Below are 13,789 nucleotides of genomic sequence, written 5' to 3' on the forward strand. Positions count from 1 at the left end.
CCCCGGCCGGTTGAGCAAGGTTCGGACGGGGCACTTGATCAGCGGTTTCATGACGACGTTGTCAGTCCGCTGTGCGCGTTTTCGTACCTCGACACGGGCGCCGGTTCCGTAAAGGGAACAGCAAAGAAACCGGCGCCCGGGTCGTCGGGTCAGGCCACTCCGGCGTTCAGGAGGATGCCGCCGTCGACGACGAGGGTCTGGCCGGTGATCCACTCGGACTGGTCCGACGTGAGGAACGCGGCGGCGCCGCCGATGTCGGAGGGCACACCGAGCCGGGCCAGCGGGTAGGAGGCGGCGGCCTCCGCCTCGCGGCCCTCGTACAGGGCGGCGGCGAACTTGGTCTTCACGACCGCCGGGGCGATGGAGTTGACCCGTACGCCGGGTGCGAACTCGTGCGCCAGCTGGAGCGTCAGGTTGACCATCGCGGCCTTGCTGACGCCGTACGCGCCGATGAACGGCGAGGCGGAGATCCCGGCGAGGGAGGCGATGTTGACGATGGCGCCGCCGTTGTCCTTCTGCCAGGCGTGCCAGGTCTTCTGGGCGAAGCCGAGCGCCGAGATGACGTTGGTCTCGAAGACCTTGCGGGCGACGTTCAGGTCGAGGTCGGCGATCGGGCCGAACACCGGGTTCGTACCGGCGTTGTTGACCAGGTAGTCGACGCGGCCGAAGGCCTCCATCGTGCGCTCGACGACGACGGTCTGGTGGGCCTCGTCGTGGGCCTTGCCGGCCACGCCGATGACGCGGTCGGCGCCGAGCGTCTCGACGGCCTCCTTGAGGGCGTCCTCGTTGCGGCCGGTGATGCAGACCCGGTCGCCGCGGGCGAGCAGCGCCTCGGCGACGCCGTAGCCGATGCCGCGGCTGGCGCCGGTGATGACGGCGACCTTGCCGGAGAGTTCAGGCAGTTCAGTCATTTTCGCGTGTTCCCGTGTTCCCTAGTTGAGCGGTCCGCCGGCGACGTACAGGACCTGGCCGGAGACGAAGCCGGCCGCCTCGTCGGTGAAGAAGGCGACGGCGTTGGCGATGTCGTCGGGCTCGCCGACGCGCTGCACCGGGATCTGGGTGGCGGCGGCGGCCTTGAAGTCCTCGAAGCCCATGCCGACACGGGCGGCGGTCGCGGCGGTCATGTCGGTGGCGATGAAGCCGGGGGCGACGGCGTTGGCCGTGATGCCGAACTTGCCGAGCTCGATGGCGAGGGTCTTGGTGAAGCCCTGCAGACCGGCCTTGGCGGCGGAGTAGTTGGCCTGGCCGCGGTTGCCGAGGGCGGAGGACGAGGAGAGGTTGACGATCCGGCCGAAGCCCGCGTCGACCATGTGCTTCTGGACGGCCTTGGTCATCAGGAACGAGCCGCGCAGGTGCACGTTCAGGACGGTGTCCCAGTCGGAGACGCTCATCTTGAAGAGCAGGTTGTCGCGGAGCACGCCCGCGTTGTTGACCAGGATCGTCGGCGCGCCCAGCTCCGCGACGATGCGCGCGACGGCGGCCTCGACCTGTGCCTCGTCGGAGACGTCGGCGCCGACCGCGAGGGCCTTGCCGCCGGCCGCGGTGATCTTCTCCACGGTGTCCTTGCAGGCGGCCTCGTCGAGGTCGATCACGGCGACCGCACGGCCCTCGGCCGCGAGGCGTACGGCGGTGGCGGCGCCGATGCCCCGCGCTCCGCCGGTGACGATCGCGACCCGCTGCTCAGTGGTGGACATTCCTGGTTCTCCTCGCCCTTGAGAAACTCTCGCCCTTGAAAACTGCGGCCCGCCGGTGAGCGACCGCTTAGTACCTTCGGCAGACGTGACGCTAGAAGCCCTGGCACTCGGTGTCAACGTGCGCAGGGCCGGGTGTGATTCATTACCTCACCAGCAGGTCGAGCAGGCGCTCCGTCTCGGCCGCCGGATCGACGGTGAGTCCGGTGTGCACGGGCCCGGGCTGCACCACGGTGGACCGGGGCGCGATCAGCCAGCGGAAGCGCCGCCCGGCGTCGTCCCGCGCCGCCTGCCCGGCCGCGTCACCACCCGCACACACTCCTTCTACGGCACCGAGCGCGGCCCGGATCCCGGCCACATCGGCGCCCGGGTCGAGGGCGAGCAGCCTCGCCTCGTCCAGATGGGTACGGGCGCCGACGTAGGAGCGGGCACGGCAGTAGACGAGGACTCCGGCGTTGATGCACTCGCCGCGTTCCACGCGCGGTACGACGCGCAGCAGGGCGTACTCGAAGACGTCCCGTTCGTTGGCCTCGCTGGGCCGGATGATGTGGCGCTCGGTCACTGGAGTCCCTCGATGCGCTCGTGGATGAAGGGCACGCGCGCGAGGAGGGGTGCCGCGTACGCCTCACGGAGGAGGTCCGGGGTGTCGAAGCCGGGTTCGTCGGTGAGCCAGGCGTCGGGGATCTCGGCGGTGACCTCGGCGAGGAGTTCCGCGGTGACCTGCGGTGCCAGGTCCGCGGCGGCGCTCGCGAGGTCGGGGGCGAAGCGGGCGAGGGCGTGGTCGGCGGCGTCGTAGGGGCGGGCCGCCGATGCTTGCGCGCCGGGCCAGTTGTGGTGCCAGATCATGGTGGCGCCGTGGTCGATGAGCCACAGGTCGCCGTGCCACATCAGCAGGTTGGGGTTGCGCCAGGACCGGTCGACGTTGTTGACGAGCGCGTCGAACCAGACGATCCGGCCGGCCTCCTCGGGGCTCACCGCGAAGGCCAGCGGGTCGTAGCCGAGCGCGCCGGACAGGAAGTCCATGCCGAGGTTGGCGCCACCGCTGGACCTCAGCAACTCCTGTACCTGCTGGTCGGGTTCGCCGAGCCCGAGCACCGGGTCGAGGTCGATGGTCACCAGGCGCGGCACCCGGAAGCCCAGCCGCCGGGCCAGCTCCCCCACCACGACCTCGGCGACGAGCGTCTTGCGGCCCTGGCCCGCGCCGCTGAACTTCATGACGTACGGCGCGAAGTCGTCGCCCTCGACGAGCCCCGGCAGCGAGCCGCCCTCGCGCAGGGGCGTGATGTAGCGGGTCGCGATGACTTCCTTGAGCACTTTCCGAGACTCCCTGGCCTTGCCGTCCGCAACCGCTTCGGACGCGCCTCCGGCACGGATTGAGCAGTCTACGAGGAGTGGGGGGCGCCCGCTCTCACCAGGGCCGGGACAACCGGCGCCCCCTCTTTCCCGCTCAACTCATCGGCGGTACGCGCCGCAGCGGACGGCGCGCTCCACGGCGGCTGCCATGGCCTGCTGGCCCAGGGCGTTGGGGTGGGCGGGCGCGGTCGGGGCCGCCGCGACCAGGGGTTCGATCCAACGCTCGCCGGCCGCCTTGCACATGTCGTGTCCGACGGTCGGGGTGTAGGTGTCGACGTAGGCCGCGCCGTGCGCCGACGCCTGGTCCGCGATCATCGCGTTGAGCTTCTTCTCGGTGTCCCGCAGATAGGCGAAGTCACCGGCCGCGAGCGGTACGGCGGAGCTGGTGCAGCCGACTCCGTCGTCCGGGAACAGGTCGGGATAGCCGACCACCACGACCTTGGCCCGGGGAGCCCGCTCGTGGACGGCGTCCAGGGCCGCGGCGATCTTGGGAGCGGTGTCGTCGACGCGCTGCGCCAGCCGGTCCGTGCCGTCGCTGGTGAAGAAGGTCTGGCACGGGTTGCCGGTCGGGTTCTTGGAGGTCAGTCCGGCACAGGTGGCCAGGTTGCTGGAGAACCCGATGTCGTTGCCGCCGATGGTCAGGGTGACCACGTCGGTGTCCGCGCCGAGTGCGTCCAGCTGGGGCGCCTTCGTGCCCTGGGCTCCGGCCAGGGCCGTCGTGGTGGCGCCCGAACAGCTGACGTCGGTCAGCTGCCAGTTGCGCGCCGCCGCGAGGAGCGACGGATAGTTCTGGTCGGACCGCGCGCACGTGGCGTCGACCTGGGTCGGTATGCCGGGTCCTGAGGCGTACGAGTCGCCGAGCGCGGCGTAGTTCACGGTGTGCGCGGCGTGCGCGGCGTGCGTCGAGGCGCTCGCCGCCGTCGCCCCCGCGACGGACAAGGCCATCGCGCAACCCGCCACCGCGGCGCCGCGCAGCAGGTTCCGCCCGCCGGGAGATCTCATGCTCTGCTCGTTCAAGTCCGTCCATTCGTCGGGCCCCCGCCCCCGACACCCGTCGGGGTGTGGGCATTGTGCTGGCGAGACTTGAAACGGCGCGCGCACCGAAGAGGTTCACTCATGGCTTCACCGGGCGCGTGTTCAGGCCTTATGCAGGGCCGACAGCGAAACGACAGCGAGGTTTTACGCCTGCCTGATCTCGATAAGGCCAAGCTCTCGACACCGTCTGAACGACGGTCATCCGTATCCCGTACCCCTTTGCAGACCCACAAATGCTTTCTTCTGGAAGGAACGTCAGCATGACCAGCGATTCGATCGAACCCGTTACGGCGCCCTCCCGTCGCACCGCTTTGGCGGCGGTCGGCGCGGCGGGACTCGCCGTCGCGCTGACCGCGTGTTCGTCGAACGACGACTCGTCGTCGGACTCCTCGGACACCTCCGGCTCCACCACCACGGCCGGCGCGTCCACCGCCCAGGGTGACGCCGGTGGCACCGAACTGGCGAAGACCACCGACATCCCCGAGGGCGGCGGCAAGATCTTCGCCAACCAGGGCGTGGTGGTCACCCAGCCGACGGCGGGCACCTACAAGGCGTTCTCGTCGAAGTGCACCCACCAGGGCTGCGCCGTGACCACCATCAGCAACGGTGTCATCGGCTGCCCGTGCCACAAGAGCGAGTTCTCCATCACCGACGGCAGTGTGAAGCAGGGTCCCGCGACCCAGGCGCTGCCCGCCGAGCAGATCACCGTGACCGGGGACTCCATCACGCTGGCGTGACGGTCAGCGTCGATCGGCCCTGCGCGGTCGTTTGAAACAGCCCAGCACCTCGTCCGTGGTCGCGACCGTGGCGACCAATGCGAGGGTGTTGCGGATCATCGCGGGGGTGTACTCCGAGGGCACCCCCGCGATGGCGTCCTTCGGTACGACGACGGTGTAGCCGCGGTTGACGGCGTCGAACACCGCGTTGGGGATGGCCACGTTGGCCGAGACGCCGGTGACGATCAGTGTGCGGCAGCCCAAGTTCCGTAGCAGCGCGTCGACTTCGGTGCCCTGGATCGGTGACAGGCCGTGCAGCCGTCGTACGACGAAGTCCTCCTCGGCGACCTCGATCGGGGGTGCCACGCGGACGGCCGAGGTGCCCACCAGCTGCTGGACGGGCAGGCGTTCGGCGGCGCGGAACAGGCGGGCGTTGTGGTTCGCGCCCCGGCCGTCCGGGCGGCGTTCGGCGAGGGCGTGGATCACCTGGACCCCGCTCTCGTGCGCGGCGGCGACCAGCCGGGCGACATTGGCGAGCGCGCCCGACGAGCGTGCGGCGAGGGCGAGTTCGGGCAGCGCGCTGTCCGGGCCGACCACGCCCTGTTGACATTCGACGGTGAGCAGGGCAGTGCTCACCGTGTCGAGGATCTCACTGAGTTGTGCGTGCGACGGCATGGCTCTCCCTTGTCGTCGACGGCCGGGGCGGGTGACAGTAACGAGCATCGCGTGCGTTCGGAAGACGACCGGCGCTCATCCGGCCACCTTTCCTGACGCACCGCCAGAAGCGGCTGCCCGCCGCCCGCGCCGTTGCCGAAGGGGATCGCATGACCGCCACTCAGCGTCGAGGCCGGAAGATCATGATGACACCCGAGGAGCTGGACGGGTTCCTCGCCGCCGAGCGCACCTGCCGCGTCGCGACCGTCTCCGCCGACGGGGCCCCGCACGTCAGTCCGCTCTGGTTCGCCTGGGACGGCACCTCGCTGTGGCTCTACTCGATCACCCGCAGCAAGCGCTGGGCCGATCTGCGCCGCGACCGGCGCATCGCCGTGGTCATCGACGGCGGGCACGCCTACGACGAGCTGCGGGGCGTCGAGCTGTCCGGGACCGTCGAGTTCGTGGGCGAGTCCCCGCGCACGGGTGAGCCGCATCCCGAACTCGTCGCGGTGGAGAAGCTGTTCGCGCAGAAGAACTTCGGCCTGGACTCGATGCCGTACGACGGCCGGCACGCGTGGATTCGGCTGACGCCGGACACGGTCACGTCCTGGGACTTCCGCAAGTTGGCTGCGCTGTAGGGGAGATCGCCGGGCTGGGCATACGTCGGCGGCTCTCCGGGCGGATCGGCCTCGCCACGAGCACACCGGCTGCCCTGACGGCGAGCCGGCCGCGCTCCCCGCAAGTCGGCAGCCCTGCCCGCGACTTGCCCCGGGCGAGCCGTCAGACGACCGTCTCGGCCGCCGCCCGCAGCGCCTCGACCGCCGCGCGGATGGAGGGGCGGCGGTCGGCGTCCGCGCGCCAGACGACGTAGACATGGCGGCTCACCGGATGCTTCAGCGGGACGGTGACAACTCCGGCGGGCATCGGGCTGCGGCCCAGCAGAGGCGCGATACAGACGCCCAACCCGGCCGCCACCAGCCGCAGTTGGGTGTGCGTCTCGGCGGCCCGGTGGCCGATGATCGGCTCGATGCCCCGGGAGCGCAGGGTGAACATCAGCCACTCGTGGCAGAACTCACCCTCGGCCCAGGTGATCCACTCGTCCTCGGCGAACTCCCCGAGGTCCACCTCGTCGCGGCCCGCCAGCGGATGCCCGACCGGCATCGCCACATCGGCGGGGTCGTCGAGGATCGGCGCCTTGACCAGGCCGTCGGGCAGCGGCATCGGCTTGTTGTACCAGTCGAGAACGACGGCGAGGTCGAGATCGCCGCGCACGACGCCCGCGATACCGGTCTCCGGCTCCAGTTCGGTGGAGCGGACGCGCAGCGCGGGGTGCCGGCCGCGCAGCGCGGCGAGCGCGGCGGGGAAGAGACCGCGGGCGGCGGTCGGAAACGCGGAGAGCCTCAACTCGCCCACCACCTGCCCTCGTTGGGCCTCCAGGTCGGCCTGGGCCAGCTCCACCTGGGACAGGATCCGGCCCGCGTGCTCGGCGAGCAGCCGACCGGCGTCGGTGAGCCGTACCCCGCGCCCGTTCTTGGCGAGGAGTTGCTGCCCCACCTCCCGCTCCAGCTTGGACATCTGCTGCGACACGGCCGAGGTCGTCACATGCAGCCCCTCGGCGGCACCGCTGACCGAGCCGTGCCGGGCCAGGGCGTCCAGGGTGCGCAGCCGCTCCAGGTTCAACATGTAAGCGATACTACGAGATGCCCGGAGCCATACCCCGCTTGTGCTACAAGGTCACGTCCTCACGCGTAGCCGCGCATCGGCGTCCGGCCACAGGCTGAGGCGATCGCCTCCGCCAACCGCCCGGTCTCGTCGGCCGTCAGGGTCGAGACGGTGATCCGGATGCCGGGCGGTGCGCTCATCCGGAAGCGGGCGCCGGGGGCCACGGCCCAGCCCGCGTGGAGGAGGCGGGAGACCGCGCCGGTCTCGTCCGGTACCGGGATCCACACGTTGAGGCCGCTGCGGCCGTACGCCGTGACCCCGTGGTCGGCGAGCGCGGCGATCAGCGCGTCCCGGCGACGGCCGTAGGCGGCGGCCACCGCCGGGGTGTCCACCGCGCCGTCGGCCCACAGCCGGACCACGGCGCGCTGGGTGATCCGGCTGACCCAGCCCGGCCCGAGGCGCTGGCGGCCACGGACCCGGTCGAGGGTGACGACGTCTCCCGTGAGCACGGCGAGGCGCAGGTCGGGGCCGTAGGCCTTGGCGGCCGAGCGGACGAAGGCCCAGTGGCGGGTGGCGCCGGCCAGCGGGTGCAGGGGCTGGTCGACGATGCCGTGGCCGTGGTCGTCCTCGATCAGCAGGATCTCCGGATGCTCGCGGAGCACGGAACGCAGGGCACGCGCGCGTGTGGCGCTCACCACGGCCCCGGTCGGGTTCTGCGCCCGGTCGGTGACGATCAAGGCCCGCGCGCCGGACTCCAGCGCGGCGCGCACGTCGTCGGGGTGCGGTCCGTCGTCGTCGACGCGGACGGGGGTGACGCGCAGCCCGAGCGCCGGCACGAGATCGAGCAGGCTGCCCCACCCCGGGTCCTCGACGGCGACGGTGTCACCGGGCTTGAGATGGGCGGCGAGGACGCGCTCGATGGCGTCCAGCGATCCGGAGGCGACGGCCACGGGACCGGCCGGCACGCCGTCCGCGTCAAGGGCGGCCCGCGCGATGCGCGCCAGTTCCGGTTCGACCGGGTCGTCGCCGTACATGACCGGTTCGCAGTCGGAGAGTTCGGCGGCGTGGGTGAATGCCCCGGCGAGGGAGGGCAGCAGGGCGGGATCCGGATTGCCGTGCGACACCTCGCGCACCCCCTTCGGCACCTCCACCCGAATGTGCTCGCGCCCGGTCGTGGCCGGCTTCGGCCGTACCCGGCTGCCGCGCCGCCCGGCGGTCTCGATGACCCCGCGCTCCCGCAGGGTCCGGTACGCGGCCGCGACCGTGTTGGGATTCACGCCCAGTTCTACGGCCAACTCCCGCATGGGAGGCAGCAGTTGCCCCGGCTCCAGCTCTCCCGAGCCCACCGCGCGCTCGACGTCGGCAGCAATGTCTGCTGCGCGTCGCCCTTCGATCCGATATCCTCCTAGCACAAAGAGCATTATGCACTAGTGCAATATGCATCGCAACTCGAACGCCGATGAACACGGAGAACGTCATGCAGGGGACCACCACACCGCCGATACCGCAGCCCGCGGCGTACACGCCGACCGACCTGACCGTGCCCACGCGTTCCGCGGAACGGGCGTCGTACGACAAGGAGTTGGTGCACGCGATACTCGACACGGCCTACGTCTGCCACCTCGGCTTCGTCCGCGACGGCCGGCCGGTCGTGCTGCCGACGCTGTTCGGGCGGGTCGGCGAGCGGCTGTACGTGCACGGTTCGACGGGTGCGCGCCCGCTGCGGATGACGGGGCAGGCCGACCCGGGGCTCCCGGTGTGCCTGACGGTGACCCACGTGGACGGTCTGGTGCTGGCCCGTTCCGCTTTCCACCACTCGATCAACTACCGCTCCGTGGTGGTGCACGGCATCGCCCACCAGGTGACGGACCCGGAGGAGAAGCGGACGGCGCTGGACGCGCTGGTCGACCATGTCGTGCCCGGCCGCTCCGCGGACTCCCGGCCCGGCAACAAGAAGGAACTCGCCGCCACCATGGTGATCCGCCTCGACCTCGACGAGGTCTCCGCCAAGCTCCGCACCGGCGGCGCGAACGACGAGCCCGAGGACCTGGACCTCCCCCACTGGGCCGGCGTCCTCCCCCTGAACACCGGCTACGGCGCCCCGCTCCCGAACGACGACCTGTCTCCCGGCATCGAACTCCCCGGCTACCTGGCGGAGTTGTGATGCTGATCCACCCCTGGGACGCGCCGCAGGACGACACCGAGTGGCAACACTGGCTGGCCGCGCACGACTTCGGCCAACTGGCCGTCAACGGCCCACCCGGAGAAGCCCCGTTCGTCCAACCCCTCCACTTCGCCTACGACCCCGAGCGCGGCGAGGCGATCACCCACCTGGCCCGCCCCAACCCCCTGTGGCCGGCGCTGGAGTCGAACCCCCAGGTGGTGCTGAGCGTCGTTGACGACTACGTGTTCATTCCCGGCCCCTGGCAGGCGGACCCGGACGTCCCACCGGAACACGGCGTCCCGACCAGCTTCTACGCGGCGGTCCAACTCCGCTGCACCGCCCACCTCGTGGACGACCCGACCGAGAAGGCGACCCTCCTCAACCACCAGGTCGCCCACTTCCAGCCCGAGGGCGGCACCACACCGGTCACCCCGGGCGAGCCACCCAACGGCCGTCTGCTGTCCGGCATCCGCGCCCTACGCCTCGAAGTGACCGGCGTACGCGCCAAGTTCAAGTACGCGGGCAAACGGTCCACCGAGGTCCAGGACCGTATCGCGGCCGGGCTGGTGGAGCGGGGCGGGGTGCGGGATGACGTGGCTCGGGGGCATTTGGTGCGGCGGCGGGAGGGGTGAGGAGGGGACGGGCACGAGGATGAGGATGCGGGTGTCGGTGCGGCCTGCGGTCAGCCGAAGTGGAGCTCGACGTGTTTGTCCAGACAGAGCCTCATGACGCCGACCAGCCGGCGGGCGTCAGCGAGATGGCGTTGCAGAACGGGGTCGCTGCCATCGTGCTGGCGTCGCTCGACGATTGCTTCCAGTCGGGGCAGCATGGCCGCGCATTGGGCGGGTGTGAACTCGGAGACGCCGTCGTCCGGATGGTCGAGCAGCGGCTCCAGCGCGGTGGTGACGCTGATCCACTGACGGTCTCCGCCGAAGCCGTACATCTCGTCGAGGCCGAATCCCTCGGCCTGCGCCAGCCATTGCCTGAACTCGGCGAAGCCTCTGTAGGACCACTCGACGTCCGGGCTGGTCACATCGCCGTCTGCGGGGAAGAACATAAGCCCCACCCGGTCCCCCTTGCCCGTGCCCGGCTTGAGCCTAGGCGGCCGTTTCCCGGCGGGACAACTCCCTTTTGGGGCCGCCGATCGCGACCGGTTCCACCGAGCCCTTCGTGGGCGCCGAGGACTGGGCGATGAACGCCCCCAGCAGGACGACCGCTCCGCCGATGATCTGAGGGGCCGAGAGGTGTTCGCCGAGGAGGATCCAGGCCAGGACCGTCGCGATGACCGCTTCGAGGCAGGCGACGACGCCCGCGACCTGTGGGGAGAGGCGGCGGACGGAGACGACTCCGGTGACGTAGGCCAGGACCGTGGCGACCAGGACGATCCAGGCGAGGAGGAGCGCGGCCGGGACCGCGTTGCCGTTCATGTGGGCGTCGCCCTTGAGGACCGACCAGTGCATGGTCCAGGGGCGGGCCACGGCGGTGAGGACGAGGGCGCCGACGAGGAGGCCGTAGGCGATCACGCCGAGCGGGTCGGGTGCCTCGGCGCCGGCGTCGCTGCCCTGGTCGGAGAGGACGAAGTAGCCGACCTGGCAGCAGGCCGCGGCGAGCGCCAGGAGCAGGCCGACGACGTCGAAGCTCAGGCCCGACCACACCTCGACGACGCAGGCGAGGCCGCCGGCCGCGAGCATCACGCCGAGCGCGGCGGCGCGGGTGACCGGGCGCCGCTGCACGAACCGGACCCAGCCGAGCACGAGGGCGGGTGCGAGGTACTCGACGAGCAGGGCTACGCCGACGGGTATGCGGGAGATCGCGGCGAAGTAGCAGGCCTGGACGCCCGCGACGGCGAGCAGTCCGAAGCCGAGGAGCAGTGCGGGACGGCGGCGGACGAGCGCGCGGTGGCGCAGGGCGAGCGGCAGCATCACCAGGGCGGCGCCGGCCACCCGCAGCCACACCACGTGCAGGGGGTCCAGGCCTGCCTCGATCAGCGGCTTGGCCGCGACCCCCGATCCTCCGAAGGCCAGCGCGGACCCGAGCGCCAGACCGAGCCCGACACCCTTCGCCCCACCGGCGGCACTGCTCTCAGACGTATGCACGGCCACATGATGACAGGGGATGACATGAGCGTCACCCCTGTTGACACCTGTCTCAGCGCGTGGACGGCCTCCGCGCGGTCGGCGACCGGCCCGATCAGCAGCCCTGGTCGCCGCCCGTGACGTACTCCCCCGGCCGGCTCTCGATCCACACGAGCACCTCGGGGGACTCGATGCCCGCGCGGTGGAGGACCTCGACCGCGCGGGCCTCGGGGTCCGCGACGAGTGCGGCGAGGAGGTCGATGCCGCCCGCCAGGTCGCCGTCGCGGAGTTCGGCGCGCTCGCAGGCGTACTCCAGGGCGCCCGCGGCCAGCGGCGACCAGCCCTCCGCCGCCGGGATCACGGGGATCGCGCCGGAGTCCTCGACGCTGCCCTGCCAGCGCAGGCCGTAGCCGATGCTGCGCTGCACCAGGTAGCCGAGCAGTCTCGCGATCTGGGGGCCGTCGCCGAAGACGGCACGTGCCTCGGGGTCCGACTCCAGGAGGCTGTGCAGCAGATGGGCCGTGTCGATCTGCCGGTCCCCGTCCCGCAGGGCCCGGCGGCGGGCACCGGCCACCACCGCTGCCAGCTCTGCACTGAGCCTGGCATCGTTGTCCGCGCGGTGAATGCCTTGCTCGCGGTTCGACTGCCTGGGAATACGGGGTTGCACACTCTTACCCCATCAGTCCCCCGCATTGAGGGCATCCCCGGAGGGGAGCATTTCGGCATCCCACACAGAGTGGACTCCGGACGACGCGATCTCCTCCTTACGGATGAGATCACCCGCTTCACCTCCGAGAGGCGCGCGCCGCCTTGCCGCGCGCCCCGTGCGCAACCGCCCTGCACCCGGCGTACGTCTTTCGCGAACGTGGAGAGCAGGAGCTGGCTGGTGGCGCTGCCGGCGGTCGACGGCAGGCAGTACGTGTACCGGGTGTACGCCCCGGAGGACGCACTGCCCGCCGATCTGTTCTGGGACGCGTGGCACTGCCACGACGAAAGCGCCCACCCGCGCGCGTGGGATCTCTTCGACGCGGCGGTGATACGGCGCGTGGGATGAGCGCCGACGGGGTCGGTACGCTCCGAACGCGGGTGCTACGGACACTTCCTGACGGTTCATCAGTATTGAATGTTGCGCGCCCTGCGGCTACGTTCCGCGACACCGTAGCCCGACAGCGAGCCCGACAGGAAGAGGTGGTCGTATGGCCGAAATCAGCGCGGAGGCACGCATCGAGGCCCCGGCCGAGAAGGTGTGGACGCAGCTCACGGACTGGTCCGCGTACGGCGAGTGGAACACGACCCACACCAACTTCCCCAAGGGCGGCCCCGAGACCCTCGAAGCGGGCGCGACCTTCCAGGAGAACATGAAGCTGATGGGCTTCCCGGCGGAGGTCGAGTGGACCGTCGAGGAGGTGGAGGCGGCCCGCGTGCTGGCCATCCGCGGCAAGGGCCCGATGGCCGTGAACGTCGCCACGCGCTACACGCTCACGCCCGACGGCGACGCCACGACGGTCCGTATCGACGGTGAGTTCACGGGTGCGGCGGTGACGTTGATGGCGGGCAAGCTGAAGGACTCGGGGACGGCCGCCCTGAACGAATCGCTGCGCAAGCTGGGCGGGCTGGTGGCCTGAGGAAGGCGCCGGGGCACCGCAGGAACGGGAACGCGCACAGGGAAGGCGCCCCACGGAACTCCCGTGGGGCGCCTTGACCTGCTGCCCTTTCCGACCCCGAGGACATCAGTCCTCGTCGGCCAGGATCAGGTACAGCTTCTTGCGGGCGTCGTTGATGACGGTCAGCGCCTTCTCGCGCTGCTCCTTGCTGCCGGTCTTCCAGACCTGACCGAAGGCCTCCATCAGGCCGAAGCCGGCCTGGCGGATCTCACTGAGGGCCTCCCAGTCGACACCGCGGGAAGCCTCTTCCCAGGGCGCGTCCGGACCTTCCTCGGCCGCGGTACGGCCGGCGTCGGTGAGCGAGAAGAGCTTCTTGCCGCCCTCCGTCGCGCTGGCGATCAGGCCCTCGTCCTCCAGCAGCTGCAGGGTGGGGTAGACCGAGCCGGGGCTCGGCTTCCACGCGCCGCCGCTGCGCTCGGCGATCTCCTGGATCATCTCGTAGCCGTGCATCGGCCGGTCCTTGAGCAGGGCGAGGATCGACGCGCGTACGTCGCCGCGCCGCGCCCTGCCCCGCGGGCCGCCGCGCCCTCGTCCGCCCCAGGGGCCGGGACCGAAGCCCGGTCCGAAGCCGGGGCCACCGGGACCGCCCGGGCCACCCGGACCGAAGGGCCCGAAAGCCGCACGCCGTCCGTCGGGGCCGCCCCAGCCGCGCCGGGGGTGGCCTTCCTGTCCATGTCCACGCTCGTATCCGTGGGTACGCATCGCAATCACTCCATTCCATCGTTGATCTGTCGCGATGCGTCAACGATATATCGGAACTGTTCGGGTGACAAGC

18 protein-coding genes are annotated in these 13,789 nt (G+C 71.0%); 6 read left to right on the forward strand and 12 right to left on the reverse strand.

The window, feature by feature from the left end; translation table 11 throughout:
* Positions 1-149: 149 nt before the first annotated feature.
* From ACIBJH_RS29205 to ACIBJH_RS29225, 5 genes are all read right to left on the reverse strand, one after another.
* Complete coding sequence (locus ACIBJH_RS29205) at positions 150-911, reverse strand: SDR family oxidoreductase (RefSeq protein WP_399119848.1); 762 nt, start codon at positions 909-911, stop codon at positions 150-152.
* A 21-nt stretch (positions 912-932) separates the two neighbouring features.
* Positions 933-1,694 (reverse strand): 3-oxoacyl-ACP reductase FabG, encoded by a 762-nt coding sequence (gene fabG, locus ACIBJH_RS29210; protein WP_388110003.1) that lies wholly within the window; start codon positions 1,692-1,694, stop codon positions 933-935.
* Positions 1,695-1,836: 142 nt separating this feature from the next.
* Positions 1,837-2,253 (reverse strand): DUF3037 domain-containing protein, encoded by a 417-nt coding sequence (locus tag ACIBJH_RS29215; protein ID WP_399119850.1) that lies wholly within the window; start codon positions 2,251-2,253, stop codon positions 1,837-1,839.
* Positions 2,250-3,005, reverse strand: coding sequence for a HipA family kinase (locus ACIBJH_RS29220; protein ID WP_399119851.1), 756 nt, complete (start codon positions 3,003-3,005; stop codon positions 2,250-2,252). Before ACIBJH_RS29220 ends, ACIBJH_RS29215 begins: the two co-directional genes overlap by 4 nt.
* A 138-nt stretch (positions 3,006-3,143) precedes the next feature.
* Positions 3,144-4,046, reverse strand: coding sequence for an SGNH/GDSL hydrolase family protein (locus tag ACIBJH_RS29225; RefSeq protein ID WP_399119852.1), 903 nt, complete (start codon positions 4,044-4,046; stop codon positions 3,144-3,146).
* A 293-nt stretch (positions 4,047-4,339) separates the two neighbouring features.
* Here ACIBJH_RS29225 and ACIBJH_RS29230 point away from each other — a divergent pair, with 293 nt between their 5' ends.
* Complete coding sequence (locus ACIBJH_RS29230) at positions 4,340-4,816, forward strand: Rieske (2Fe-2S) protein (RefSeq protein ID WP_399119853.1); 477 nt, start codon at positions 4,340-4,342, stop codon at positions 4,814-4,816.
* 3 nt (positions 4,817-4,819) lie between these two features.
* On the opposite strand, the gene ACIBJH_RS29235 is transcribed toward ACIBJH_RS29230, so the two are convergent.
* Positions 4,820-5,470 (reverse strand): cysteine hydrolase, encoded by a 651-nt coding sequence (locus tag ACIBJH_RS29235; protein WP_399119854.1) that lies wholly within the window; start codon positions 5,468-5,470, stop codon positions 4,820-4,822.
* A gap of 149 nt (positions 5,471-5,619) precedes the next feature.
* Here ACIBJH_RS29235 and ACIBJH_RS29240 point away from each other — a divergent pair, with 149 nt between their 5' ends.
* The gene (locus tag ACIBJH_RS29240; RefSeq protein WP_399119855.1) at positions 5,620-6,087 is read left to right on the forward strand and encodes a pyridoxamine 5'-phosphate oxidase family protein; all 468 of its coding nucleotides are present in this window, start codon (positions 5,620-5,622) and stop codon (positions 6,085-6,087) included.
* A gap of 142 nt (positions 6,088-6,229) precedes the next feature.
* Here ACIBJH_RS29240 and ACIBJH_RS29245 read toward each other — a convergent pair whose 3' ends face one another.
* Together ACIBJH_RS29245 and ACIBJH_RS29250 are read right to left on the reverse strand one after the other, a co-directional pair.
* Positions 6,230-7,132 carry a LysR family transcriptional regulator gene (locus tag ACIBJH_RS29245; protein ID WP_399119856.1) on the reverse strand — a complete coding sequence of 301 codons (903 nt, stop codon included), beginning with the start codon at positions 7,130-7,132 and terminating at the stop codon, positions 6,230-6,232.
* Between the two features lie 59 nt (positions 7,133-7,191).
* Positions 7,192-8,523, reverse strand: a complete 1,332-nt coding sequence (locus ACIBJH_RS29250) for an aminotransferase class I/II-fold pyridoxal phosphate-dependent enzyme (protein WP_399119857.1) — start codon at positions 8,521-8,523, stop codon at positions 7,192-7,194.
* A 65-nt stretch (positions 8,524-8,588) separates the two neighbouring features.
* Here ACIBJH_RS29250 and ACIBJH_RS29255 point away from each other — a divergent pair, with 65 nt between their 5' ends.
* Positions 8,589-9,275 (forward strand): pyridoxamine 5'-phosphate oxidase family protein, encoded by a 687-nt coding sequence (locus tag ACIBJH_RS29255; RefSeq protein WP_399119858.1) that lies wholly within the window; start codon positions 8,589-8,591, stop codon positions 9,273-9,275.
* Positions 9,275-9,907 (forward strand): FMN-binding negative transcriptional regulator, encoded by a 633-nt coding sequence (locus ACIBJH_RS29260; protein WP_399119859.1) that lies wholly within the window; start codon positions 9,275-9,277, stop codon positions 9,905-9,907. Before ACIBJH_RS29255 ends, ACIBJH_RS29260 begins: the two co-directional genes overlap by 1 nt.
* 50 nt (positions 9,908-9,957) lie before the next feature.
* Here the strand turns inward: ACIBJH_RS29260 and ACIBJH_RS29265 are convergent, their stop codons facing one another.
* From ACIBJH_RS29265 to ACIBJH_RS29275, 3 genes are all read right to left on the reverse strand, one after another.
* Positions 9,958-10,332: a hypothetical protein gene (locus tag ACIBJH_RS29265; protein WP_399119860.1), complete on the reverse strand. Its 375-nt coding sequence runs from the start codon at positions 10,330-10,332 to the stop codon at positions 9,958-9,960.
* Between the two features lie 40 nt (positions 10,333-10,372).
* The gene (locus tag ACIBJH_RS29270; RefSeq protein ID WP_399119861.1) at positions 10,373-11,377 is read right to left on the reverse strand and encodes an EamA family transporter; all 1,005 of its coding nucleotides are present in this window, start codon (positions 11,375-11,377) and stop codon (positions 10,373-10,375) included.
* 88 nt (positions 11,378-11,465) lie between these two features.
* Positions 11,466-12,017 carry a Clp protease N-terminal domain-containing protein gene (locus ACIBJH_RS29275; RefSeq protein WP_399119862.1) on the reverse strand — a complete coding sequence of 184 codons (552 nt, stop codon included), beginning with the start codon at positions 12,015-12,017 and terminating at the stop codon, positions 11,466-11,468.
* Positions 12,018-12,236: 219 nt separating this feature from the next.
* On the opposite strand from ACIBJH_RS29275, the gene ACIBJH_RS29280 reads away from it, so the two are divergent.
* Positions 12,237-12,404 carry a hypothetical protein gene (locus ACIBJH_RS29280; RefSeq protein WP_019071081.1) on the forward strand — a complete coding sequence of 56 codons (168 nt, stop codon included), beginning with the start codon at positions 12,237-12,239 and terminating at the stop codon, positions 12,402-12,404.
* Positions 12,405-12,546: 142 nt separating this feature from the next.
* Positions 12,547-12,975, forward strand: coding sequence for an SRPBCC family protein (locus tag ACIBJH_RS29285; protein WP_200710589.1), 429 nt, complete (start codon positions 12,547-12,549; stop codon positions 12,973-12,975).
* A 105-nt stretch (positions 12,976-13,080) separates the two neighbouring features.
* Here ACIBJH_RS29285 and ACIBJH_RS29290 read toward each other — a convergent pair whose 3' ends face one another.
* Positions 13,081-13,716, reverse strand: coding sequence for a PadR family transcriptional regulator (locus ACIBJH_RS29290; protein WP_200710590.1), 636 nt, complete (start codon positions 13,714-13,716; stop codon positions 13,081-13,083).
* Between the last annotated feature and the right edge of the window lie 73 nt (positions 13,717-13,789).

The sequence above is a fragment of the Streptomyces sp. NPDC050548 genome (genome assembly GCF_044457385.1).
Lineage (GTDB): Bacteria > Actinomycetota > Actinomycetes > Streptomycetales > Streptomycetaceae > Streptomyces.

Bases quoted from the DNA above. Each gene is read 5' to 3' on its own strand.
- ACIBJH_RS29255 (WP_399119858.1), top strand. From the start codon at position 8,589: ATGCAGGGGACCACCACACCGCCGATACCGCAGCCCGCGGCGTACACG.
- ACIBJH_RS29205 (WP_399119848.1), bottom strand. From the start codon at position 911: ATGACTGAACTGCCTGAACTCTCCGGCAAGGTCGCCGTCATCACCGGC.
- ACIBJH_RS29225 (WP_399119852.1), bottom strand. From the start codon at position 4,046: ATGAGATCTCCCGGCGGGCGGAACCTGCTGCGCGGCGCCGCGGTGGCG.
- ACIBJH_RS29240 (WP_399119855.1), top strand. From the start codon at position 5,620: ATGACCGCCACTCAGCGTCGAGGCCGGAAGATCATGATGACACCCGAG.
- ACIBJH_RS29290 (WP_200710590.1), bottom strand. From the start codon at position 13,716: ATGCGTACCCACGGATACGAGCGTGGACATGGACAGGAAGGCCACCCC.
- ACIBJH_RS29235 (WP_399119854.1), bottom strand. From the start codon at position 5,470: ATGCCGTCGCACGCACAACTCAGTGAGATCCTCGACACGGTGAGCACT.
- ACIBJH_RS29245 (WP_399119856.1), bottom strand. From the start codon at position 7,132: ATGTTGAACCTGGAGCGGCTGCGCACCCTGGACGCCCTGGCCCGGCAC.
- ACIBJH_RS29230 (WP_399119853.1), top strand. From the start codon at position 4,340: ATGACCAGCGATTCGATCGAACCCGTTACGGCGCCCTCCCGTCGCACC.
- ACIBJH_RS29285 (WP_200710589.1), top strand. From the start codon at position 12,547: ATGGCCGAAATCAGCGCGGAGGCACGCATCGAGGCCCCGGCCGAGAAG.
- ACIBJH_RS29265 (WP_399119860.1), bottom strand. From the start codon at position 10,332: ATGTTCTTCCCCGCAGACGGCGATGTGACCAGCCCGGACGTCGAGTGG.
- fabG (WP_388110003.1), bottom strand. From the start codon at position 1,694: ATGTCCACCACTGAGCAGCGGGTCGCGATCGTCACCGGCGGAGCGCGG.
- ACIBJH_RS29260 (WP_399119859.1), top strand. From the start codon at position 9,275: ATGCTGATCCACCCCTGGGACGCGCCGCAGGACGACACCGAGTGGCAA.